We start from the raw sequence: 23588 nt of genomic DNA, 5'->3' as shown, positions 1-23588 counted from the left end.
CTCTGCGGCCCATCGCCGGCAGCCAGCGATGGGCTGCAAAGCAGCCCCAATGGCCGGATCAACCCTGCCACTTGCCGCCTTCGACGATCACGCTCTCCGGCTTGGTGTCATCGCTCAGCTCCTTGCGCACATACTGGTCATACAGCTTCAGCAGGAACTTCTCCTCCCCCAGCTTGGCCAGCTCGGCATTCACCCAGTCGCGCAGTTCGGTATTGCCCTTCTTCACCGCTGGCGCAATCGGCGCCTCCTCACCCAGCAACTGCGGCAATACACGGTAGCCCGGGTTCTGCTTGGCCCAGCTGAACAGGATCAGGTTGTCCTGGGCATAGGCATCGCCACGGCCATTGGCCAGCGCTTGCAACGACTCACTGTTCTTCTCGAACTTGAGCAGCTTCCAGTCCGGATGGTTTATGGTCAGCCAGATATCAGCTGTGGTACCGGTGGTGACGATGATGGTCTTGTCCGCCAGGTCATCGAGCTTCTGCACCGGGCTGCCGTCGGCAACGATAGCCTGCACGGCCACGCGCAGGTTGGGGTTGGTGAAGTCCACCGCCTCCTTGCGTTCCGGGGTCACGGTCATGTTGGCGAGAATCAGGTCGACCTTGTCACTTTGCAGGAACGGAATACGGCTGGCCGGCTCGACGGCGACAAACTCCACCTTGTTCTCGTCGCCCAGCAGGTCTTTGGCCAGGCGCCGGCCGATGTCGGTGTCGAAGCCGACGTAACGGCCGCTCGCGTCGACGAAGCCGAACGGCGGCTTGTCGGTGAACACGCCGACGATCAGCTTGTCGCGGGCCTTGATGGTTTCCAGGTAGCTGGTGGCCGGCGATGCAGCGGCCGGCTTGGGCGGTTCCTCGGCTTTGTTGCAGCCGGCCAGCAGGGCCAGGCCGAACAACGGCGCCAGCAGTTTGGTAAGCGGGGCAGTTTTCATGACAGTTCCTTTTGCGTTGTCTTCGGCAGGCTTTCGACAAAGGAGAATTTGTCCAGGAACTGCTGCGCGCGTGCGGTCCGCGGTTGGCTGAAGAAGCTCTCGGGGTCGCTCTGTTCAAGGATCCTGCCGGCCTCCATGAACACGATTCGGTCGGCCACCGCGCGAGCGAAGGCCATTTCGTGGGTAACGATGAGCAGGGTCATGCCGTCGCGGGCCAGGCCCTGAATCACTTGCAGCACCTCCTTGACCATTTCCGGGTCAAGCGCTGCGGTGACTTCATCGAACAGCATCACCTGCGGGTTCATGCACAGCGAACGGACGATGGCGATGCGCTGCTGCTGGCCACCGGACAACTGCCGTGGGTAGGCGTCACGCTTGTCCAGCAGGCCGACCCGCGCCAGTAGCGCTTCGGCCTGGGCCTGGGCTTCGGCGCGTTCACGCTTCTGCACCTTGAGCGGGCCGAGCAGCAGGTTGTCCATCACGCTCATGTGGCCGAACAGGTGATAGCTCTGGAACACCATGCCCACCCGCTGGCGCACTTGGCGCCAGTCGGTATCCACGCTCAACAGTTCCTTGCCCTCCAGGCGCAGGTGCCCGCTGTGTGCCTGTTCCAGGCCATTGAGGCAACGCAGCAAGGTGCTTTTGCCGCAGCCGCTGGGGCCGAGAATCACCACCACTTCGCCGGTACGGACCTTGAGGTCGACGTTATCCAGCACCTGGTGTGCGCCGAAATACTTGTTGAAACCCTGGAATTCGATCAGTGCAGTCATGAGTGAGCCCCGCGGCGCTCCAGCACGCGCGAGGCGGCGGACAGCGGGTAGCAGACGATAAAGAAGAACAGGAACAGCACGGCGTAGATCAGCAGCGATTCGTAGGTGCGCTCGATGATCTGCTGGCCGGCCTTGATCACTTCAACCACGCCGATCAGCACCGCCAGCGAACTGGTCTTGATGATCCGCGTGTAGATGTTGATGGTCGGCGGAGTCATGCGCTTCAGGGCCTGGGGCAGCAGCACATAGCCGTACAGCTGGCCAGTAGAAAGCCCGATCGACAGCCCCGCCTCACGTTGCCCACGCGGCAGCGATTGCAACGCGCCACGCACCACCTCGCCGACCTCGCTGGCACCCCACAAACCCAGTACCAGCACCGCGCACCAGAAGCTGGGAATGCTCAGGGCGAAGAAGATCGGCAAGCCAAAGAACACCAGGTACAGCCAGACCAGCACCGGAATCGCCCGGAACAGCTCCAGGTACACCTGCAAGGCGATGTTCAACAGCCGGTTGCCCAACGTCGCCAGGGTGCCGTACAGCACGCCGCCAAGCGTTGCCAAGACAATCCCCAGTGCCGAGATGGCCAGCGTCTGCGCCGCCCCCTTGGCCAGCAGTGGCAATGACGTCAGCAGCAGTTCAGTTGCCGAACTGGCCATGTTGCAGCCTCCTTTCCAGGTAGCGCAGCAGCAGCGACAGCGGCAGGAACAACAGCACGCAAAGCAGCGTCAGTACGGCGAGCATCTCGTAGGTCTTGTAGTACAGGGCGATGTAGCTCTTGGTGGTGTAGAGGATTTCCGGCACCGCCACGGCCGAGACCACGGTGGTTTCCTTGAGCAGGAAGATGAAGTTGGCGAACAGTGCCGGCAGGCTGAGGATGCCGGCCTGGGGCAGGATCACATGGCGCAGCAACTGGCCTTCCGAAAGCCCGATGGAACGGCCCGATTCCAGCTGCGCACGCGGCACGGCCTCGACACCGGCACGCAGCACCTCGGTGAGGTAGGCACCGCCCATGAAGGTCATGGTGATGATCGCCGCGGCAAAACCGGAGATCTTCACACCCAGGCTGGGCAAGGCGAAGTAGATGAAGAACAGCTGGATCAGCAGCGGGGTGTTGCGTGCGAGTTCCACATAGCCTTTGACCAGGTGCCGCAGGTAAGGCGTGCGCAGTACCAGGATCGCGGCGTTGAGCAGCGCCACCAGCAGCGAGGTGGCGATGGCGATCAGCCCGACCTGCAAGGTCACGCCGACAGCCTTGAAGAATGCTGGCAATGTGCCGAGAATGAAAGCGGTGTCGAAGGTCATGGAGTTAGCCTCGACACCCGGTTTGCAGAGTACGACATAGGAAAGTCTGAACGATGCGCCAGGCGCGATCAGTAGACTCTAAAGGTATAAAAAGCTTTCTCTAAATACCTTTATTGCATATTGATATCACTGGCTGGGCTATCGAAACTTTTCTGCATGACGCCTCTCAAACAGCTTCAGACCGTGACTTGCAAGGCCATCACCCACAAGGACGATAACGATGAATAGCCCCTGCTCGCCTGACTCGAACGAACAATTGCTGTGGCTGCTGGCACTGCGCCGGGCGCTGGGCAACCCGCGCTGATCGGCTGCCAGCCACACACAAAAACGCCGACGCAAATGCGTCGGCGTTTTCACATCACCCAGCGCGAATCAGAACGCAGGCAGTACCGCACCCTGGTACTTCTTGGCGATGAATTCCTTCACCTCAGGGCTGGTCAGCGCCTTGGCCAGCTTCTGGATGGCCTCGCTGTTCTTGTTGTCCGGGCGGGCTACCAGGAAGTTCACGTATGGCGAGTCGCTGCCTTCGATCACCAGCGCATCCTTGGCCGGGTTCAGGCCGGCTTCCAGGGCGTAGTTGGTGTTGATCATGTCCAGGTCGACCTGGTCCAGCACGCGCGGCAGCATGGCCGACTCAAGCTCGCGGAACTTCAGCTTCTTCGGGTTCTCGGCGATGTCTTTCGGGGTCGCCAGGGCGTTCTTCGGGTCTTTCAGGGTGATCAGGCCAGCCTTCTGCAGCAGCAGCAGGGCGCGGCCGCTGTTGCTGCCCTCGTTCGGGATGGCAACGCTGGCGCCTTCTTTCAGTTCGCTCAGGCTCTTGACCTTCTTCGAGTAGCCACCGAACGGTTCGACGTGCACGCCGATCACGGTTTCCAGGTGGGTGCCCTTGCCTTCGTTGAAGTTCTGCAGGTACGGCAGGGTCTGGAAGTAGTTGGCGTCCAGGCGCTTCTGGTCAACCTGCACGTTCGGCTGTACGTAGTCGGTGAAGACCTTGATCTGCAGGTCCACACCTTCCTTGGCCAGGGTCGGCTTGATCAGCTCGAGGATCTCGGCGTGCGGCACCGGGGTCGCGGCAACCACCAGTTTCTCGGCGGCGGATGCCAGGCCAGCGAACGACAGGGCGGCGGCCAGGGCAGTGGTCAGCAGGGTCTTCTTCATGGTGTTCCTTGTTCTGGTTCTGGGCCATCGGGGATGGCGAAGTCGGGTGCCCAACCGTTTCACCGGCGGGCGTGAGGCGGACGATACCGAGATTTTTTATTCCGTAACAATACCTTTTAATTAGCTGCTTATTCCAAAAACAAACTGCCACCATCCTGTTTGCTTATTAGCTCGTCTAGCGCGCGGGGTTTGGCAGGTCGAGGTCCTCCGGCAACAGTTCGTCCCCGTCGTTCACCAACAGCGCGAAGTGGATCACGTTCTCCAGTTCGCGGGTGTTGCCTGGCCAGGCATGCGCTTCCAGCACCTGCTGCGCGGCCTCGCTGATCAACGCCAGCGGGCGCTGCAGGCGCACGCTGTAGATGCCCACGAAATATTCGGCCAGCGGCAGGATATCGCCCGGGCGCTCGCGCAGCGGCGGCAGCTCCAGCGCGCCCTCGCGCAGGTACTGGTACAGGCGCTCGTTGAAACGCCCGGACTTCACCACCCGCGCCAGGTCGATGCTGGTCGCAGCCACCAGGCGTACGTCCACTGGCTGTGGTTGCTGCGCGCCGACACGGGTGACCTCGCGGTTTTCCAGTGCCGCCAGCAGCTTGCCCTGGATCGCCAACGGCAAGTCGGCGATCTCGTCCAGGTACAAAGTGCCACCATTGGCCGAGCCGAACCAGCCGGCGCGGCTGCTGGCCGTACCGCCCTGGCTGCCGGCGCTATAGCCGAACAACTCGGCGTCGGCATAGGTCGGGCTGATGGCCGCGCAGTTGACCGAGACGAACAGGCCGGGGCGGTCACTGGCGCGGTGAATCTGCCGTGCCAGCAGTTCCTTGCCGGTACCGGTCTCGCCGCGGATCAGCACCGGTACCGGTTGCGGCGCCAATTGCTCCAGGGCCTGGCGCAACTGCTGCGAGCGCGGGTCGATGAACACCAGCGCCTTGGCACGGATGCTCAGGGGGCTCTTGTCCAGTTCAGGGAAGGTCAGCAGTGGCTGGCCGAACGGGTTTTGAAAAGTCATGACGAACTCCCGCCCCAGGCCATCTGTGGCCGGGCGTCAGGCAAACGGTGAACGGTCGGGGCCGATCAGGCGCGGCGCAATGCGCGCTGCTCGACCCGGCTTTGCAGGCGATACAGGTAGGCGAAGCCTTGTTCCCAGCGCTCGTGGCCAGACTTCACGTTGATGTGCCCGGCATTGCTCAGCAGGCCTGCCTCGGCGCCCCAGGCCTGGGCCAGGTACAACGCACGCGGCACGCTCACTGCCGGATCGTTGTCGGAGCTGACCACCTGGCTGGGGAACGGCAGCGCCTGCAGCGGGATCGGCGCGAAGTTGCGCAGGGCCGGCGCGCAGGTGGGCCGCTCGACATCTGCCGGGGCCACCAGCAAGGCACCGCGCACCCGGCGCAGCAGGGCCGGGCTGGCTTGTGCAGCCCAGTGGGCAACGGTGACGCAGCCCAGGCTGTGTGCGATGAGAATCACCGGCGAGCGTTCGGCGGCAATCGCCTGCTCCAGCGCCTGCACCCAGTCACGGCGCTGTGGGGTGAGCCAGTCCTGCTGCTCGACCCGGGCGCTGTTGGGCAGCGTGCGCTGCCAGTGACTCTGCCAATGGTTGTCTGGCGATCCTTGCCAGCCCGGCACAATCAGGTAACGAATCGACTCATTGCGCATGGGGACGCCTCCAGTAAGTTTGCGTGCTTGGTGATCAGTATAGGGAGGCAGTTATATCCGTAAAGGAATAAGAAGCTATTTATTAATAACCAAAAACCACAGACAGATGACAGGCAAAAAAAAGGGCCAACCCCTGCCAAGAGATATGGCCCATAAAGCCTTGCCTGAAGAGGGTTGCCAGTCAGCGTGCCGTAATGACCGCCAGTTTGCTGATCCCGGCGCGCTCGATCGCGGCCATGGCCCGCGCCACTTCGCCATAATTCACGCCATCGTCGGCCTGTAACTGCACACGCACGTCGGCGTCCTTGTCCTTGGCTGCCTTGAGGTTGGTTTCCAATAGCTCCGGCTGGATCTCGTCCTTGTTGATGAACAGCTTGCCGCCACCGTCGATGCTCACTACCAGCGGGTCCTTCTGCTCCACCGGGGCCACGGCCTCGGTCTTGGGCAGGTTGATCGGGATGGCATTGGTCAGCAGCGGCGCGGTGACGATGAACACCACCAGCAGCACCAGCATGACGTCCACCAGCGGCGTGACGTTGATTTCACTGAGGACTTCGTCGCTGTCCTGGGTCGAAAAGGCCATGTCAGGACGCCTCCTTCACTGGCTGGGTGAAACCACCCTGGGCCTTGTGCACAGCCGGGTGCACCAGCACGCGGAAGGCACTCTTCTGCGCCAGGCTGTAGAAGTCGTGGGCGAAGTCATCGAGGTCGGCCGCGGTCAGCTTGAGGCGACGCAGGAAGTAGTTGTAGACCAGCACCGCCGGCACGGCGACAGCGATACCCACACCAGTAGCGACCAACGCCGCGCCGATCGGCCCGGCCACGGTTTCCAGGCTGGCGGAACCGGCCGCGCTGATGCCCTTGAGCGCTTCCATGATGCCCCACACGGTGCCGAACAGGCCGATGAAGGGCGAGGTGCTGCCGATACTGGCGACCACTGCCAGGCCAGTTTCCAGCGACCTGCGTTCACGCACGATCTGCTGGCGCAGGGCACGCTCAAGGCGGTCCTGATGATTGATGGCATGGCTCAGGTCATTGGCGTGGGTATCACCGACCGCAATTGCGGCATAACCGGACTGGGCCACGCGGGCGGCCGGGCCAGGCAGCTCGTGGCTGATTTCCGCCGCCGAGTCGAGGCTCGATGCAGCCCAGAATTGCTGGTGGAAGCGCTTGTCCTGATTCTTGAGCCGCACGAACTGCGCGAGCTTGACCAGGGCCAGGCCCCAGGTGGCAACGGAAAAACCGACCAGCAGCCAGATGACTGCGCTTTCAACGGATTCGAGGGGGGATGCCAGCAGGCTCATGATGATGTCTTCCTGTGTTCTGCGAAAAGTTAGCGAAGCTTGAAATCGATCGGCACGCTGACCCAGCCGGCCTGGGCCACGTCGCCCTGCTTGGCGGGGACGAAGCTCCAGCGCTTGACCGCAGCCAGTGCGGCGGCGTCGAGGGCATCGCGGCCGCTGCTCTGCTGGATCTGGATCTGCCCCGGCTTACCGCTGGGCAGTACCTCGACGCGCAGCAGCACGGTGCCTTCCCAACCACGGCGCAGGGCCATTTGCGGGTACTCCGGCGCCGGGTTCTTCAGGTACGCGGCGTTGGCCGATGGCGGCGTGACCGGTGCCGGGGCGGGTGGCGCAGGCGGCGCCGGGGCCGCAACCGGAGCAGGCGGCGGCGCCTCGACCGGCTTGGGCTGTGGCTTGGGCGGTTGCTTGGCGACCGGCTTGGGCACGGGTTTAGGCTTGGGCTTGGGCTTGGCGGCCAGTTCGTCGATCACCGGCGGCGGCGGCTCGACTACCGGCGGCGCGGGCGCAGGGGGTGGCGGTTGCACCACCGGCGGCGCGGGCGCGGCAAACTCGATGGTCATGGGCGGAATCTGTGGCGGTACCACGGGCAGCGCGGGCGTGGGCGCCTGGCTGACCCAGTAGGCGGCGGCGCCATGCAGGGCCAGCACCAGCAGGCCCAGCGCCAGCTTGTCACGGCGCTTGAGGCCGCTGACCGGGGTGCGTTGCAGGCGCAGCTGGCCCAGTGGCAGGCGAAGCGTCCGTCCAAGCTCGACCAGGTCACCCGGGCTTGGGCGCCATGGCTGGTCGTAGGCCCTGACGGCCGACTGGACATTACCCATTGATCAAACTCCTGGGGGTTCTTGATTCAGGTGTGTGGCTGAATCATCGGGGGCAGGGGCTTATCTCTGAAAGTAATGTTTAAAATTAAAGTTAGAGCTTTTTGGAATATTAATTTTGCCGGTTTGGCTCTAGGCCGCGGGTTTCGCGGGGTGTGGGTTTGCAGCGATCAGGCGATGCTTTACAGGCATATGAAATATTCGTGCAAGGCATCAGATTGCCGCGAGGGCTGCGCCCTCGATCGCGGGTAAACCCGCTCCTACAGGGGCCGCGTCAAGCTTGAGGCAATAAAAAACCCGGGAGCAGGCCCGGGTTCTCATCACTCACAGCGGCTTAGATATCCGCCACCTTCTGCCACACCTTCGGCCGGAAGAACAGTGTCTCCCCGCGCGCCAGCCCGGTCAGGCTGTCGTGGTCCTTGACCACCTCGGCCTCGATCAGCTCGCTCTGCCCTTCCACCTTCAAGGTCACTCGGGTAGTGGCGCCCAACGGGCGGATGTCGCGCACTTCGGCAGCATGGTGGCCCTCGGTCTCATGCCGCGACAACGATACCTCGTGCGGGCGGAACAGTACGTGGTGCCCTTCGCTCAAGGCCAGGCGGTTGGAATCGCCGAGGAAGTGGTAGACGAAATCGTTGGCCGGCTTCTCGTATACCTCGCCCGGCGAGCCGATCTGCTCGATCACGCCCTTGTTCATCACCACGATGCGGTCTGCCACTTCCATGGCCTCTTCCTGGTCATGGGTGACGAACACCGAGGTCAGGTTGATGTCCTCGTGCAGCCGCGCCAGCCAGCGGCGCAGCTCCTTGCGCACCTTGGCGTCGAGCGCACCGAACGGCTCGTCCAGCAGCAGCACCTTGGGCTCCACCGCCAGTGCGCGGGCCAGGGCGATACGCTGGCGCTGGCCACCGGACAGCTGCTCGGGGTAGCGGTCGGACAGCCAGTCGAGCTGCACCATGTTCAGCAGTTCATGGACCTTCTCGGCAATCTTGCTTTCGCTCGGGCGCTCGCCCTTGGGCTTCATGCGCAGGCCGAAGGCGACGTTGTCGAACACGCTCATGTGGCGGAACAGCGCGTAGTGCTGGAACACGAAGCCGACATTGCGATCACGCACGTCATGGCCGGACACATCCTCGCCATGGAACACGATGTTGCCCTGGTCCGGGGTTTCCAGGCCGGCAATGATGCGCAGCAGGGTGGTCTTGCCGCAGCCGGACGGGCCAAGCAGGGCCACCAATTCGCCGCTGTTGATGTCCAGGTTGATAGTGTTCAGGGCCTGGAAGCTGTTGAAGCGCTTGCTGACGTTACGAACTTCGATCGACATGAATCATTCCTCCGCGGCGCTTTGGCGCAGGCGGTTAATACGGTTCTCGCTCCACTGCTTGAGCAGCAGGATGAAGAGCGCCAGGATCAGCAACAGGCTGGCCACGCTGAAGGCCGCGACGTGGTTGTACTCGTTGTAGAGGATCTCCACGTGCAGCGGCAAGGTGTTGGTCACGCCACGGATATGGCCGGACACCACCGACACCGCGCCAAACTCGCCCATGGCCCGCGCGGTGCACAGCACCACGCCGTAGATCAGGCCCCATTTGATGTTCGGCAGGGTCACGTGCCAGAACATCTGCCAGCCGTTGGCGCCGAGCAGGCGCGCGGCCTCCTCCTCTTGCGTACCCTGCTCCTGCATCAGCGGGATCAGCTCGCGGGCGACGAACGGCACAGTGACGAAGATGGTCGCCAGGACTATGCCCGGCAAGGCGAACACGATCTGGATGTCGTGGTCCTGCAGCCAGGGGCCGAACAGGCCTTGCGCACCGAACATCAGCACGTAGACCAGGCCGGCGATCACCGGCGACACCGAGAACGGCAGGTCGATCAACGTCACCAGGATACTCTTGCCGCGGAAGCTGTACTTGCTCACGCACCAGGCGGCGCTGACACCGAACACCAGGTTCAGCGGCACCGAAATGACCACGGCGAACAAGGTGAGCTTGAGCGCCGACAGGGCATCCGGCTCGAAGATCGCCTCGAAGAAGGTGCCGAAGCCGTTCTTCAGCGCCTGCGACACCACGATCACCAGCGGCAGCAGCAGGAACAGCGCGAACACCAGCCAGCCGAGGCCGATCAGAACGCGCCGCGAGGTGGCGCTGCCACGCCGGGCGGCGTTGGCGGCGGCGCTTGCACTCAGGGTTGAACTGGACATGCGGCCTCCTTCAAGGGGTTTCGATGCGGCGCTGCAGCAGGTTGATCAGCAGCAGCAGGATGAAGGAAACCACCAGCATCAACACGCCGATGGCAGTGGCGCCGGTGTAGTCATACTGGTCGAGCTTGACCATGATCAGCAACGGCAGAATTTCGGTCTTCATCGGCATGTTGCCGGCAATGAAAATCACCGAACCGTACTCGCCAACGCCACGGGCGAAGGCCAGGGCGAAACCGGTCAGCCAGGCGGGCAGCAGCGCTGGTGCGAGGATGTGGCGGAACACCTGCAACGGCTTCGCGCCCAGGCATGCCGCGGCCTCTTCGACTTCACGCGGGATGTCGGCCAGCACCGGTTGCACCGTACGCACCACGAACGGCAGGGTGACGAAGGTCAGCGCCAGGGTGATGCCCAGCGGCGTGTAGGCAATTTTGAAACCGAGGTCGCTGGCGAACTGGCCGACCCAGCCCGCAGGCGCGTACAGGGCGGTCAGGGCAATACCGGCAACGGCAGTAGGCAGGGCGAACGGCAGGTCGATCATCGCGTCGATGATCTTGCGCCCGGGGAACGTATAGCGCACCAGCACCCAGGCCAGCAGGGTACCGATCACACCATTGATGATGGCGGCGAACAGGGCGGTGCCGAAACTCAACTGTAGCGCGGCGATTACCCGCGGCGCACTGATGACGTTCCAGAACTGCTCCCAGGTGAGCTGCGCGGCATGCACGAACATGGCGGCCAGCGGTATCAGCACGATCAGGCTGAGGTACACCAAGGTGTAGCCCAGCGTCAGCCCGAAGCCGGGTATGACGGGGGAAATGCGACGTGACATAAATATCCCTGGTTGAACGCACGAAGCCCGGAAACAATTCCGGGCCGGTGCAGGCTTCTGAATCCTGGGGCTGCTATGCAGCCCTTTCGCGGCTGAAGGCCGCGCCTACAATGACCGCGTTACTGTGCCTGATAGATCTGGTCGAACACACCGCCATCATTGAAGAATTTCGGTTGTGCAGTCTTCCAGCCACCGAAGTCCTTGTCGATGGTCACCAAATCCAGTTTCGGGAATTGCTTGCCAAATTCGGCAGCGACTTTCTCGTCACGTGGGCGGTAGAAGTTCTCGGCGGCAATCTTCTGCCCAGCCGGGCTGTACAGGTGCTTGAGGTATTCGCTGGCAATCTCGGTATTGCCCTTCTTCTCGGCGTTCTTGTCGACCACCGCCACCGGTGGCTCGGCAAGGATCGACAGCGACGGCACGACAATGTCGAACTTGTCAGCACCACCGTCTTCCTTCAACGCCAGGAAGGCTTCGTTTTCCCAGGCCAGCAGCACGTCGCCCTGGCCGTTGTTGACGAAGGTGATGGTCGAGCCGCGAGCGCCGGTGTCCAGCACTGGCACATGCTTGAACAGCTCCTGCACGTAGGCCTTGGCCTTGTCTTCGCTACCACCGGTTTTCAGGCCGTAGGCCCAGGCGGCGAGGAAGTTCCAGCGGGCGCCACCGGAGGTTTTCGGGTTGGGCGTGATGACCGACACGTCCTTCTTGATCAGGTCACCCCAGTCCTTGATGCCTTTCGGGTTGCCCTTGCGCACCAGGAACACGATGGTCGAGGTGTACGGCGTGCTGGCGTCCGGCAGGCGCTTCTGCCAGTCCTCGGGCAGGGTCTTGCCGAGCTTGGCAACTTCGTCGATGTCACCGGCCAGGGCCAGGGTCACCACGTCGGCGCGCAGGCCGTCGATCACTGCACGGGCCTGCTTGCCCGAGCCGCCATGGGATTGCTGGATCTTCACCTTGTCGCCCGGGTGGGCCTGTTGCCAGTGCTTGATGAATTCGGCGTTGTACTGCTGGTACAGCTCGCGGGTCGGGTCATAGGACACGTTCAGCAGTTCGTAGTCCTTGGCGATGGCGGAACCGGCAAAAACAGCACTGGCCAGGGCGGCGAGCGCATAACGGCGGATGGACATGGTGAAGCTCCCGATTGGCATTTTTCTAGTTTCGGATGTTGTGGCGCGAATCAGCCGGCCTTGTTGCCAGGCTGTTGCAGGCGGAACTTCTCCTTGCGCTCGATCTGCACGACCTGAGCGTTGTGCACGGTGATTTCCACCGCACCGAAACGCAGGTCGCGCAAGGCGCTCTGGATTTCACGCAGAATGGTGGCTTCGTCCTGACCGTCGATGCTACGCAGCGATGCACTCATGCTCGTTCTCCTTGGAATGAGGGTGCCGGGCATGGATTTGAAGGGGTTTATTGCCTGGCTTGAAGGCAATAGTAGTGATGCGGAGTTATTCTTAAAAATACTGTTTAAGAATGTTTATATAACCAGAATAAAACGGCGATCCTGCGGGCGATCACATGCCTCTATGGGAGCGGGCATGCCCGCTCCCACAGGGTTCAGTGTTGCGTCCTGGTGCTGTTTTCAGGCTCGCGGATCTTGTACCAGGCCACATACAACGCCGGCAGGAACAGCAGCGTCAGCAGGGTCGCGACGATGATCCCGCCGATCATGGCGTAGGCCATCGGCCCCCAGAACACCTCGCGGGCAATCGGGATCATGCCCAGGCTCGCTGCCGCCGCCGTCAGCAGGATCGGCCGGCGCCGGTGGTTGGTCGCCTCCACCACCGCATCCCACGGCGAGAAGCCCTGGGCCTCGAACTCGTCGATCTGGGTCACCAGAATCACCGAGTTACGAATGATGATGCCCGCCAGCGCGAGGATGCCGAGGATCGCCACAAAGCCCATCGGCGTGCCCGTCGGCACCAGCGCCAGCACCACCCCGATCAGCCCCAGCGGCGCCACGCTGACCACCAGGAACAGCTTCTGCACGCTGTGCAGCTGAATCATCAGGAAGGTCGCCATGAGGAACAGCATCAACGGGATGACCTTGCGGATCGGCCCTTGGGCCTTGGCGCTCTCCTCCACGGTACCGCCAGTGGCCACTTCAAAGCCCACTGGTAGCTTGCTGGCGAACTCGTCGATCTGCGGCTTGAGCTGGGCCACCAGGTCGGTAGGCTGGATATCACCGTTGACCGAGGCCTTGATGGTGATGGTCGGCTTGCGGTCGCGGCGCCACACCAGCGGTTGCTCCAGCTCGTAGCGCACGGTCGCGAACGACAGCAGCGGGATCGAGGTACCGCTAGGCGTCAGGATCTGCAGGTTCTGCAGGGTATCGGGTGAGCCCCGCTCGCTGTCCTCGGCACGGGCGACCACGTCGACCAGGTAGATGTTGTCGTTGACCTGGGTGATCTCCACGCCACTGACGATGCTGTTCATCACCTTGGCCACGTCCTCCGACGACAACCCCAGCTGGCGCGCCTTGTCCTGGGCGATTTCCACCCGCAGCACCTTACCGGGCTCGTTCCAGTCGTAGATCATCTCGCCGATGTGCTTGTTCTGGTCGAGCAAGGTGGCCAGGTCGATGGCATGCTTGCGCACCTCGTCGATATTGGCGCCGCTGACCCGGTACTGGATCGGCCGGCCTACTGGCGGGCCCATTTCCAGCGATTGCACGTTGACGCCGATGCCGACGAAGTCCTCATGGAGGATCTTCTGCAGCCGCTGCATCATGCCCTTGCGCTCTTCGAAGCCCTTGCTGACGATCACCAGCTGTGCGTAATACGGGTTCTGCAACTGCTGGTCGAGGGGCAGGTAGAAACGAATAGCACCCTGGCCGATGTAGGTGCTCCAGCTCACCAGGTCCGGGTCATCCTTGATGCGGGCCTCGAAGCGGTCCACCACCTTGCGGGTTTCTTCGATCGAGGCGTTTTGCGGCAGGTTGAGGTCGACGAGGATTTCCGGGCGGTCCGATGACGGGAAGAACTGGTTCTGCACGAAGCGCTCGCAGAAGATCGCCAGGGCAAACAGCACGATGGTGCCGATGATGGTCAGCCAGCGGTTGCGCATGCACCACAGCAGGCCATGCTCGAAGGCCCGGCCAACACGCCCAGGCTCGGCTTCATGAGCCTTCAGCTTGGAGCTGCTGAGTATGTGCACGCCCAGCACCGGGGCGAAGAACACCGCCACCACCCACGACACCATCAGCGCCACCGCGATCACCGCGAACAGCGTGTAGGTGTATTCACCCGCAGAGCTGGCGTTGAGGCCAATGGGCACAAAACCGGCTACCGTCACCAAGGTACCGGTGAGCATGGGGAACGCCGTCGAGGTGTAGGCGAACGTGGCCGCCTGCTCCTTGCTCTCGCCCATTTCCAGGCGTGTGACCATCACCTCGACGGTGATCATCGCGTCATCCACCAGCAAGCCGAGGGCGATGATCAGCGCACCCAGCGAAATCCGCTGCATGGTGATGCCGCTGTATTCCATGAATACGAAGACCATCGCCAGCACCAGCGGAATCGAGCAGGCCACCACCAGGCCAGCACGCATGCCAAGGCTGACGAAGCTCACCGCCAGTACGATCACCACCGCCTCGAACAGCGCGCTGGTGAAGCCGCCGACCGCTTGCTTGACCACCACGGCCTGGTCCGACACGGTGTGAACGCCGACGCCAATCGGCAGGTCTTCGACCACCCGGTCCATGCGCTTTTTCAGCGCCGCGCCAAATACCTGCATGTTGCCGCCGGCCTTCATGCCGATGGCCAGGCCGATGGCGGTCTGGCCGTTGTAACGGAACATCGGTGACGGCGGGTCGACATAACCGCGCTGGATATCGGCGATGTCGGCCAGGCGGAAGAAGCGGTCGTTGATCTTCAGGTTGACCGTCTGCAGGTCCTTTTCCGAGGCAAATTGCCCGGTGGTGCGTACCGAAATGCGCTCGGGACCAGCCTCGATCACCCCGGCCGGGGTCACCGCGTTCTGCGATTGCAGGGCCTGCATGACCTGGCGCTGATCGATGCCCAGGGCCGCCAGTTTGCGGGTCGAAAAGTTCAGGTACAGCACTTCGTCCTGAGTGCCGACCAGCTCGATCTTGCCGATGTTGGGCACATCGCGGACTTCGGCGCGCGCCTGTTCCACGTAGTCACGCAGCTGACGCAGGGTGAGGCCGTCGGCGGTGAAGGCGTAGATCGAGCCAAACACGTCGCCGAATTCGTCGTTGAACCCAGGCCCCTGGATACCGGCAGGGAATTCGCCACGGATGTCGGAAATCTTCTTGCGCACCTGGTACCAGATTTCCGGGATGTCCTTGGCCTTGGTGGTGTCGCGCAGGTACACATACACCGTCGACTCGCCCGGGCGGGTGTAGCTCTTGGTGTAGTCGAGGGAGTCGAGCTCCTCCAGCTTCTTCTCGATGCGGTCGGTGACCTGGTAGAGGGTTTCGTCCTGGGTCGCACCCGGCCAGCGGGTCTGGATCACCATGGTCTTGATGGTGAACGAAGGGTCTTCCTCACGGCCAAGGTTGAAGTACGAGAAAATGCCCATCAGCAGGCCAACGAACATCAGGTACCAGACGAACGATTGATGCTTGAGCGCCCATTCGGACAGGTTGAAGCTTCCTTTCATTGCGCATCCTCGTCGAAGGTGACCTTCTGGCCAGGCTTGAGGCTGTTCACGCCCGCCGTCACCACGCGCTCACCCGGCTGCACGCCTGCAGTCAGGACGATGCTGTCGGCGGTACGGTCGATCAAGGTGACGTCGCGGGTACCTACGGTTTTCTGCTGGGTGTCGATCACCCAGACCTGAGTCTTGCCATCACGCTCGAACAAGGCGCTCAGCGGCAGTTCGCTGCGCGGGGTCACTTCCGAGCTGAGGGTCACACTGATCGCGGTGCCCAGGTGGAAGGCCGCCGGGGTGCTGGCCAAGGTCAGGCGCGCGCGGCGGGTCCGGGTCGTCGCATCGGCCTGCGGCTCCAGCTCGCGCAGGGTGGCGGTGGTGTTGATGGTCGGGTCGAGCTGCGAAGCCACGGTGAAGGTCAGGCCCTTGTTCAGTTGCTCGGCCAGGCCGATCGGCAGGTCTATCACCGCCTCCTTCACATCCGGCCGCGCCAGGGTCACCACGGCCTGGCCGGCGGTGACGGTCTGCCCGGCTTCAGCCTGCCAAGCGGTGATGACCGCCGCATGGTCGGTGCGCAGGGTGCTGTAGTCGAGCTGGTCGCGGGCCTGGCTGAGTGCCGAGCGCGCCTGCTCCAATGCGGCGCTGGTGGTTTTCAGGTTGGTCTGAGCGATATCCAGCTGGGCCTGGGCACCGACGCCGCGGTCGAACAGCTGCTGCTGGCGGCGGGCATCGGCCTGGGCGTTGATCCACTGCGCCTGCACCTTGGCCAGGTCGCCTTCGGCGGCACGCAGCTGGTTCTGCTGGTCGGTGGGGTCGAGCGTGGCCAGGGTGTCGCCCGGTTTGACCTGGGCCCCCACATCCAGCCAACGCCGGGCAATGCGCCCGCCAACCCGGAAGCCCAAGGTGCTTTCGAAGCGCGCCTCGACCAGGCCGGCGAAGCGGCCCAACTGCGACTGCATCTGTGGCTCAACCTTGACCGACAGCACTGGCCGGATCGGCTCGGCCACTTCCTGCTCTTTACCGCAGGCGGCCAGCAGCATGCCAGCCGACAGCATCAGCAGCAGGCGCTTCATAGCTCACCTCCCTGGGCCTTGGCATCGACCTTCTGCACCTGCATGCCGGGATGCAGCAACTGGCTACCGACCACCACCACGGTCTCGCCAGCCTTCAGGCCGCTGGCGACCACGATCTTGCCGGTCAGGTAACGGCTGACCTCGACCTTGCGCAGCTCGACCTTGTCGCCCTCGCCCACCACCCAGACTGCCGGCTCATGCACCGCCTTGGTCAATGCCGACCACGGCAACTCGACGCTAGGCCGCCCCACCGCATTGGTGCTGGCAGTGACTGGCGCGCCCAGTTGCATGCCCGGCGGCACATCCTTCAGGCCCACTTTGACCTGCACGGTGCCGCTTTGCGCCGAGACGGTGGGGGTGATCTCACGGACAAAGCCGTGAGCCTGGACCTTGGGGTCGTCCAACAGACTGACGATGACCCCTGCGTCGCTGGGCGGTGCCACCAGCAGCGATTCGTAGACGTTGAAGACCGCGTCGCGGTCGCCGTCACGGGCCAGGCTGAAGATCGGCATGGTCGCCTGCACCACCTGGCCGACCTCGGCCTGGCGCTCGGTGATCACGCCATCGGCATCGGACACCAGCGCGGTGTAGCTCAGTTGCTCATTGGCATCGGCCAGCTCTGCCTGGGCCGCCTTGAGTGCGCTCTGGTTACTGCGCAGCGCGGCTTCGGCGGAGTCGTATTCACTCTGGCTGGTGTAGCCCTTTGGCAGCAGCTTTTGCTGGCGCACGAAGGCGGCGCTGGTCTGGGTGACCCGCGCCTGGGCGGCGAACACTTCGGCCTTGGCCGAGTCGACGTTGTTCTGCAGGTCTTTCGGGTCGAGCCGCGCCAGGACCTGGTTGGCCTTGACGTGGTCGCCGACGTCGACGCTGCGGGAAATGATCTTGCCGCCCACGCGGAACGACAGGTCGGTCTGCACCCGCGCCTGCACGTCGCCGGTCAGGGTGACCCTGGCAGCGAAATCGGTGGGGGATACCTGTTGTACGCCGACCCTTGGCAGGGTTTCGGGGGTTTCTTCCTTGCTACAGCCGGTGAGCATATACAGCAGCCCCAGGCAAACGACCGACAGCGGACGCATCAACGTCATGCAGGCTCCTTGCTTTGCGCGCAAATGATTCTTGGGATGCGACTGTCAGCGTAGTTCAGGGTTGGATAAACGGCACTGACCGGGATCAGTTCGGCATTTTCAGCTCCTGTGCCGGCCCTTTCGCGGGTACAACCACATGTAAGTCACTGCCATATCTAGAAACCAACAATTGCAGGGTGACTGCAGCACAGCATGTCGCCAGGCATATCGTTGCCAACCCATTGCGGGCTGGACTGGTCAAAAGTGTAAGGGACTACCCTCACTGGGATGCGGTCTGGCTGTGAATATGTGCTGGAGCATTCGCGGGTGAACCCGCTCCCACAGGGTCATGCGCAGCCTTCAAAGCTTGCGCAGTACCTGTGGGAACGGGTTCACCCGCGAAAGGGCCGGATCAGGCCGAAGCGGCCACTTGAGTCGGGCGCTTGACCTGTGGCTGCGAGGCATTTGCCGCCGCACCCTCTTCGATCGCCTGCTGGATCGCCTTGCGACGATGCTCTTCGGCGCGGCGGCTGAAGAACCAGACAAAGAAGGTCACCAGCGACACCGACAGCAGAATCAGGCTGGCCACGGCGTTGATCTCAGGCTTCACGCCCAGGCGCACAGCCGAGAACACTTCCATCGGCAGGGTGGTCGAGCCGGGGCCGGACACGAAGCTCGCCAGCACCAGGTCGTCCAGCGACAGGGCGAACGACATCATGCCGCCCGCCGCCAGCGACGGTGCGATCATCGGGATGGTAATCAGGAAGAACACCTTCCACGGCTTGGCACCCAGGTCCATCGCCGCTTCCTCGATCGACAGGTCCAGCTCACGCAGGCGTGCCGACACCACTACCGCCACATACGCCGCACAGAACGTGGTGTGGGCGATCCAGATGGTGACGATGCCGCGCTCCTGCGGCCAGCCGATCATCTGCGCCATGGCCACGAACAGCAGCAACAGCGACAGACCGGTGATCACCTCAGGCATGACCAGCGGTGCAGTGACCAGGCCGCCGAACAGCGTGCGGCCCTTGAAGCGGGTGACCCGGGTCAGCACGAAGGCCGCCAGGGTACCCAGTGCCACTGCGGCCACCGCCGTGTAGCAGGCGATTTCCAGCGAGCGCATCACCGACCCCATCAGCTGGGTGTTGTCGAGCAGGCCGACATACCACTTCACCGACCAGCCGCCCCATACCGTTACCAGCTTGGAGGCGTTGAACGAGTAGATCACCAGGATCAGCATCGGCAGGTAGATGAACAGCAAGCCGAGCACCAGCATCAGCTTGGAGAAACTGAAACGCTTCATGCTCTGCCCTCCATTTCTTTGGCCTGGCTGCGGTTGAACAGCAGGATCGGCACGATCAGGATCGCCAGCATCACCACCGCCAGGGCGGATGCCACCGGCCAGTCACGGTTGTTGAAGAATTCCTGCCACAGCACTTTACCGATCATCAGGGTTTCCGGGCCGCCGAGCAGTTCAGGAATGACGAACTCGCCCACCACCGGGATGAACACCAGCATGCAGCCGGCGATGATGCCGTTCTTCGACAGCGGCACGGTGATCTTCCAGAAGCTGTTGAAGGTGCTCGAACCCAGGTCCGAAGCGGCTTCAAGCAGGCTCTGGTCGTGCTTCACCAGGTTAGCGAACAGCGGCAGGATCATGAACGGCAGGTACGAATAGACCACGCCGATATACACCGCCAGGTTGGTGTTGAGGATCTGCAATGGCTGATCGATCAAGCCGGTCCACAGCAGGAAGCCGTTGAGCAGCCCGTTGTTGCTGAGGATGCCCATCCAGGCATAGACGCGGATCAGGATCGCGGTCCAGGTCGGCATCATGATCAGCAGCAGCAGGACCGTCTGCGTCTCCTTTTTGGCGTTGGCGATGGCGTAGGCCATCGGGTAGCCAATCAGCAGGCACAGCAAGGTGCTGAAGAAGGCCATCTTCAACGAGCCCAGGTAGGCCGAGATGTACAGCTCATCCTCGGTCAGCAGGCCGTAGTTGGCCAGGTTGAGCACCAACTGGACTTTGTCTTCGACGTAGGTATAGATCTCGGTGTACGGCGGGATCGCCACGTCGGCTTCGGCGAAGCTGATCTTCAACACGATGAAGAACGGCAGCATGAAGAACAGGAACAGCCAGATGAACGGCACGCCGATCACCAGGTGCCGTCCCTCCGGGATAAGGCGCTGGAAGGCTCGCTTGAGCTTGCGAGGTTTCATGACCGCAGTACCACGCCGCTGTCGTCTTCCCACCACACGTACACTTCATCGCCCCAGGTCGGGCGGGCGCCCTGGCGCTCGGTGTTGGCGACGAACGACTGGACGATCTTGCCGCTTGGCAGCTCGACGTAGAACACCGAGTGGCCGCCCAGGTAGGCGATGTCGTGGACCTTGCCGCGCGACCAGTTGTGCTCGCAGGTCGGTTGCTGGGAGGTGACCAGCATCTTTTCCGGGCGCAGGGCGTAGGTGATGTGCTTGTCTTCCACCGAGGTGGTGATGCCGTGGCCGACGTAGATCTTGCGCTCCAGCTCCGGGCTGGCAATGATCGCGTGGCCTTCGGCGTCGTCGACCACTTCACCGTCGAACAGGTTGACGTTACCGATGAATTCGCACACCAGGCGGCTGGTCGGGGTCTCGTAGATATCCACCGGCGAACCGATCTGGGCGATCCAGCCCAGGTGCATGATGGCGATGCGCTGGGCCATGGTCATGGCCTCTTCCTGGTCGTGGGTCACCATCACGCAGGTCACGCCCACGCGCTCGATGATTTCCACCAGTTCCAGCTGCATCTGCGATCGCAGTTTCTTGTCCAGCGCGCCCATCGGCTCGTCGAGCAGCAGCAGCTTGGGGCGCTTGGCCAGGGAACGGGCCAGGGCCACCCGCTGGCGCTGGCCACCGGAGAGCTGGTGTGGCTTGCGCTTGGCATACTGGGTCATGTGTACCAGCTTGAGCATCTCGGCCACACGGGCGTCGATCTCGGCCTTGGGCATCTTGTCCTGCTGCAGGCCGAAGGCGATGTTCTGCGCCACGCTCATGTGCGGGAACAGCGCATAGGACTGGAACATCATGTTGATCGGCCGCTCGTACGGCGGCATATCGGTGATGTCGACGCCATCGAGGAAAATCCGACCCTCAGTCGGGCGTTCGAAGCCGGCCAGCATACGCAGCAAGGTCGATTTGCCGGAACCGGAGCCACCCAGCAGGGCGAAAATCTCGCCTTTGCGGATTTCCAGGGACACATCGTCCACGGCGACCGTTTCGTCGAACTTTTTTGTAACCCGGTCGATCTTGACCAGCACCTGCTTGGGTTGCTGGCCACCCTCGAGGGCTTTTTTATAGGCACCGGAGGCAACTGCCATGAGTGAAACTCCCAACAAGATTTTTGTGCCCGCGCGGCCTGAGTTTCAGGTACCGCAGCGGGTCTGGATAATTACTTGCCCGACTTGACCTTGGTCCAGCTGCGGGTCATCAGACGCTGCACCTTGGGCGGCAACTCTGAGTTCACGAACATCTTGTCCAGCACTTCCTGCGGTGGGTAAACCGCAGCGTCAGTCCTCACGGCCTGGTCCATCAGGTCGCCAGCCTTGGGGTTCGGGTTGGCGTAACCGACGTAATCACTGACCTGGGCGATAACCTCAGGTTTCAGCAAATAGTTGATGAAGGCGTGGGCCTCCTTGACGTTCTTGGCGTCCTTGGGGATCGCCAGCACGTCGAACCAGAGGTTGCCGCCTTCCTTGGGAATGGCGTAGGCCAGGTTCACGCCCTTCTTCGCCTCTACGGTGCGGGCCTTGGCCTGGAACACATCACCCGAGAAACCTGCCGCGACGCAGATGTCGCCGTTGGCCAGGTCGGTGATGTACTTGGACGAATGGAAGTAGGTCACGTACGGGCGTACGGCCAGCAGCTTCTGTTCGGCCTTGGCGTAATCCTTGGGGTCGGTGCTGTTGGGATTGAGCCCCATGTAGTTGAGCACCGCCGGGAGCATTTCATCCGCCGAGTCGAGGAAGGCCACACCGCACTTGGAGAGCTTCTTCATGTTCTCGGGTTCGAACAGTACGGCCCAGGAGTCGATCTTGTCCACGCCCAGCGTGGCCTTGACCTTGTCGACGTTGTAACCGATACCGTTGGTGCCCCACAGGTAAGGCACGGCGTACTGGTTGCCCGGGTCGTTCTTTTCCAGGCGCTTCATCAGCGCCGGGTCCAGGTTGGAATAGTTGGGTAGCAGGCTCTTGTCGAGCTTCTGGAACGCGCCCGCCTTGATCTGCTTGCCGAGGAAATGGTTGGACGGCACTACCACGTCATAGCCGGTGTTGCCGGCCAGCAGCTTGCCTTCCAGGGTTTCGTTGGAATCGAAAACGTCCTGCACGGGCTTGATGCCCGTTGCTTTCTCGAAGTCCGCGAGGGTGTTCGGGCCGACATAGTCCGACCAGTTGTAAAAGTGCACCGTAGGCGCCGCTTGGACGCTGCATGCCAGCGTCAGGCCCGCTCCAGCCATCAAGGCCTTGCGTAATACAGAAATAGACAAGTGGGTGGTCCTCACAATCAGTGCCTTGGTGACGGCGTACTTTTTGGGTACAAGGGTTGCCGCGCACACAAAACCGGCGCGCAACTTACCTGCGCAGCTTCGATGCCGCAATCATCAATTGCCATTCACTGGCTCCGGGCCGGGAAACCCCGGCCCAGAGGTCACGCATCGGGGTTATTTGCCCGATTTGATCTTGGTCCAGCTACGGGTGATGTCACGCTGGACCTTGGCATCCGGTGCAGCGATGGCATACAGCTCTTTCTTCACTTCAGCTGGCGGATAGATGCTTGGGTCGCTGGTGATGGCCTTGTCGACCAACGGTGTAGCGGCCTCGTTGCCGTTCGGGAAGCGCACGGCGTTGGTGATTTCAGCCATGACTTCCGGCTGCATCAGGAAGTCCATGAACTTGTAGGCTGCGTCCTTGTGCTCGGCATCTTTAGGGATGGCGACCATGTCGTAGAAGGTACCGGCACCTTCTTTCGGAATGATGTAGTCCACTTTGACCTTGTCGCCAGCTTCGTGGGCGCGGGCCTTGGCCTGCTCGACGTCACCCGAGTAACCGACGGCTACGCAGATGTTGCCGTTGGCCAGGTCGCCGATGTACTTGGACGAGTGGAAATAGGTGATCGAAGGACGGACCTTGAGGAACAGGTCTTCGGCGGCCTTCAGGTCTTCCTTGCTGGTGCTGTTGGTCGGCTTGCCCAGATAGTGCAGCGCGGCCGGGAGCATTTCGGTCGGGGCGTCCAGGAAGCTCACGCCGCAGCTCTTGAGCTTGGCGATGTTCTCAGGCTTGAACACGACATCCCACGAGTCGATGTGATCGACGCCCAGTGCGGCCTTGACCTTCTCCGGGTTGTAGCCGATGCCGATCGAACCCCACATGTACGGGAAGGCGTGCTTGTTGTCCTTGTCGCTGGCGTCGCCAACGGCCTTGAGCAGGTCCTTGTCGAGGTTCTTCCAGTTAGGCAGCTTGGAGCGGTCCAGTTCCTCGTAGACGCCGGCCTTGATCTGCTTGGCCAGGAAGTTGTTCGACGGCACGACGATGTCGTAGCCCGACTTGCCGGCCAGCAGTTTGGCCTCCAGGGTTTCGTTGCTGTCGAACACGTCGTACTTGACCTTGATACCGGTCTGCTTCTCGAACTTGGCGATGGTGTCCGGAGCGATGTAGTCCGACCAGTTGTAGACGTTCAACACGGTATCGTCAGCGTGAACAGCGGTAGCCATGCCACCCATCAGGGCGGCGGCCAGCAACGTTTTGCCCATTTTATTCATGCGTAGTGCTCCAGAATTTTTATGTTAGCAACTGTCCAGCAGCCAGAACCCACGGTGCAGAGCGCGCGGCGACTGAAA

Annotated in this window: 23 protein-coding genes and 1 pseudogene; 1 reads left to right on the top strand and 23 read right to left on the bottom strand. The window is 62.4% G+C overall.

The window, feature by feature from the left end; translation table 11 throughout:
- Window positions 1–58: 58 nt before the first annotated feature.
- The 18 genes from F6X59_RS06320 to F6X59_RS06235 all read right to left on the bottom strand — a co-directional run bounded on the left by F6X59_RS06320 (window position 59) and on the right by F6X59_RS06235 (window position 17731).
- Window positions 59–931: a transporter substrate-binding domain-containing protein gene (locus F6X59_RS06320; protein ID WP_152955486.1), complete on the bottom strand. Its 873-nt coding sequence runs from the start codon at window positions 929–931 to the stop codon at window positions 59–61.
- Window positions 928–1701: an amino acid ABC transporter ATP-binding protein gene (locus F6X59_RS06315; protein WP_152955485.1), complete on the bottom strand. Its 774-nt coding sequence runs from the start codon at window positions 1699–1701 to the stop codon at window positions 928–930. The genes F6X59_RS06320 and F6X59_RS06315 overlap by 4 nt, the downstream gene beginning before the upstream one ends.
- Entirely contained in the window at window positions 1698–2357 is a 660-nt protein-coding gene (locus F6X59_RS06310) for an amino acid ABC transporter permease (RefSeq protein ID WP_152955484.1), read from the bottom strand. The genes F6X59_RS06315 and F6X59_RS06310 overlap by 4 nt, the downstream gene beginning before the upstream one ends.
- Entirely contained in the window at window positions 2338–3003 is a 666-nt protein-coding gene (locus tag F6X59_RS06305) for an amino acid ABC transporter permease (protein WP_152955483.1), read from the bottom strand. Before F6X59_RS06305 ends, F6X59_RS06310 begins: the two co-directional genes overlap by 20 nt.
- Window positions 3004–3375: 372 nt before the next feature.
- Window positions 3376–4161, bottom strand: a complete 786-nt coding sequence (locus F6X59_RS06300) for a MetQ/NlpA family ABC transporter substrate-binding protein (protein WP_054885481.1) — start codon at window positions 4159–4161, stop codon at window positions 3376–3378.
- A gap of 175 nt (window positions 4162–4336) precedes the next feature.
- A complete protein-coding gene (locus tag F6X59_RS06295) occupies window positions 4337–5167 on the bottom strand; it encodes a sigma 54-interacting transcriptional regulator (RefSeq protein ID WP_152955482.1) in 831 nt (276 codons plus the stop codon).
- A 65-nt stretch (window positions 5168–5232) separates the two neighbouring features.
- Window positions 5233–5814: an alpha/beta hydrolase gene (locus F6X59_RS06290; protein WP_152955481.1), complete on the bottom strand. Its 582-nt coding sequence runs from the start codon at window positions 5812–5814 to the stop codon at window positions 5233–5235.
- A 181-nt stretch (window positions 5815–5995) separates the two neighbouring features.
- Window positions 5996–6397 (bottom strand): biopolymer transporter ExbD, encoded by a 402-nt coding sequence (locus F6X59_RS06285; protein WP_079230116.1) that lies wholly within the window; start codon window positions 6395–6397, stop codon window positions 5996–5998.
- A gap of 1 nt (window position 6398) precedes the next feature.
- Entirely contained in the window at window positions 6399–7118 is a 720-nt protein-coding gene (locus F6X59_RS06280; protein ID WP_152955480.1) for a MotA/TolQ/ExbB proton channel family protein, read from the bottom strand.
- Between the two features lie 29 nt (window positions 7119–7147).
- Complete coding sequence (locus tag F6X59_RS06275; protein WP_110632756.1) at window positions 7148–7936, bottom strand: energy transducer TonB; 789 nt, start codon at window positions 7934–7936, stop codon at window positions 7148–7150.
- Between the two features lie 331 nt (window positions 7937–8267).
- Entirely contained in the window at window positions 8268–9257 is a 990-nt protein-coding gene (locus tag F6X59_RS06270) for a sulfate/molybdate ABC transporter ATP-binding protein (protein WP_152955479.1), read from the bottom strand.
- 3 nt (window positions 9258–9260) lie between these two features.
- Window positions 9261–10133, bottom strand: a complete 873-nt coding sequence (cysW, locus tag F6X59_RS06265) for a sulfate ABC transporter permease subunit CysW (protein WP_152955478.1) — start codon at window positions 10131–10133, stop codon at window positions 9261–9263.
- Between the two features lie 10 nt (window positions 10134–10143).
- On the bottom strand, window positions 10144–10962 hold the full coding sequence (gene cysT / locus F6X59_RS06260; RefSeq protein WP_152955477.1) for a sulfate ABC transporter permease subunit CysT: 819 nt from the start codon (window positions 10960–10962) through the stop codon (window positions 10144–10146).
- Window positions 10963–11081: 119 nt separating this feature from the next.
- Complete coding sequence (locus tag F6X59_RS06255) at window positions 11082–12089, bottom strand: sulfate ABC transporter substrate-binding protein (RefSeq protein WP_060510025.1); 1008 nt, start codon at window positions 12087–12089, stop codon at window positions 11082–11084.
- A gap of 50 nt (window positions 12090–12139) precedes the next feature.
- Window positions 12140–12322, bottom strand: coding sequence for a sulfur starvation response protein OscA (oscA, locus tag F6X59_RS06250; protein WP_016712582.1), 183 nt, complete (start codon window positions 12320–12322; stop codon window positions 12140–12142).
- 194 nt (window positions 12323–12516) lie between these two features.
- Entirely contained in the window at window positions 12517–15582 is a 3066-nt protein-coding gene (locus F6X59_RS06245) for an efflux RND transporter permease subunit (protein ID WP_152955475.1), read from the bottom strand.
- Complete coding sequence (locus F6X59_RS06240; protein ID WP_152955472.1) at window positions 15579–16646, bottom strand: efflux RND transporter periplasmic adaptor subunit; 1068 nt, start codon at window positions 16644–16646, stop codon at window positions 15579–15581. The genes F6X59_RS06245 and F6X59_RS06240 overlap by 4 nt, the downstream gene beginning before the upstream one ends.
- Window positions 16643–17731, bottom strand: a complete 1089-nt coding sequence (locus F6X59_RS06235; RefSeq protein WP_152955470.1) for an efflux RND transporter periplasmic adaptor subunit — start codon at window positions 17729–17731, stop codon at window positions 16643–16645. The genes F6X59_RS06240 and F6X59_RS06235 overlap by 4 nt, the downstream gene beginning before the upstream one ends.
- Window positions 17732–17922: 191 nt before the next feature.
- Between F6X59_RS06235 and F6X59_RS28610 the strand changes: the two are divergent.
- A pseudogene (locus tag F6X59_RS28610) lies at window positions 17923–18015 on the top strand (transposase); the annotation flags it as partial.
- 107 nt (window positions 18016–18122) lie between these two features.
- Here the strand turns inward: F6X59_RS28610 and F6X59_RS06225 are convergent.
- The 5 genes from F6X59_RS06225 to F6X59_RS06205 form a co-directional block, all read right to left on the bottom strand.
- Window positions 18123–19016 carry an ABC transporter permease subunit gene (locus F6X59_RS06225; RefSeq protein WP_060510034.1) on the bottom strand — a complete coding sequence of 298 codons (894 nt, stop codon included), beginning with the start codon at window positions 19014–19016 and terminating at the stop codon, window positions 18123–18125.
- Window positions 19013–19894, bottom strand: a complete 882-nt coding sequence (locus F6X59_RS06220; RefSeq protein WP_346652607.1) for an ABC transporter permease subunit — start codon at window positions 19892–19894, stop codon at window positions 19013–19015. Before F6X59_RS06220 ends, F6X59_RS06225 begins: the two co-directional genes overlap by 4 nt.
- A 35-nt stretch (window positions 19895–19929) precedes the next feature.
- Entirely contained in the window at window positions 19930–21072 is a 1143-nt protein-coding gene (locus tag F6X59_RS06215) for an ABC transporter ATP-binding protein (RefSeq protein WP_152955466.1), read from the bottom strand.
- Window positions 21073–21143: 71 nt separating this feature from the next.
- Window positions 21144–22238, bottom strand: coding sequence for a polyamine ABC transporter substrate-binding protein (locus F6X59_RS06210; RefSeq protein ID WP_152955464.1), 1095 nt, complete (start codon window positions 22236–22238; stop codon window positions 21144–21146).
- Window positions 22239–22412: 174 nt separating this feature from the next.
- Window positions 22413–23510, bottom strand: a complete 1098-nt coding sequence (locus F6X59_RS06205; protein WP_152955462.1) for a polyamine ABC transporter substrate-binding protein — start codon at window positions 23508–23510, stop codon at window positions 22413–22415.
- Window positions 23511–23588 lie beyond the last annotated feature (78 nt).

Origin of the sequence: Pseudomonas sp. MN1F (assembly GCF_009391885.1) — a bacterium.
Classification (GTDB): Bacteria; Pseudomonadota; Gammaproteobacteria; order Pseudomonadales; family Pseudomonadaceae; genus Aquipseudomonas.
The sequence above is the reverse complement of the archived record's forward strand: the minus strand, read 5'-3'. Positions and strand labels throughout refer to the sequence as shown.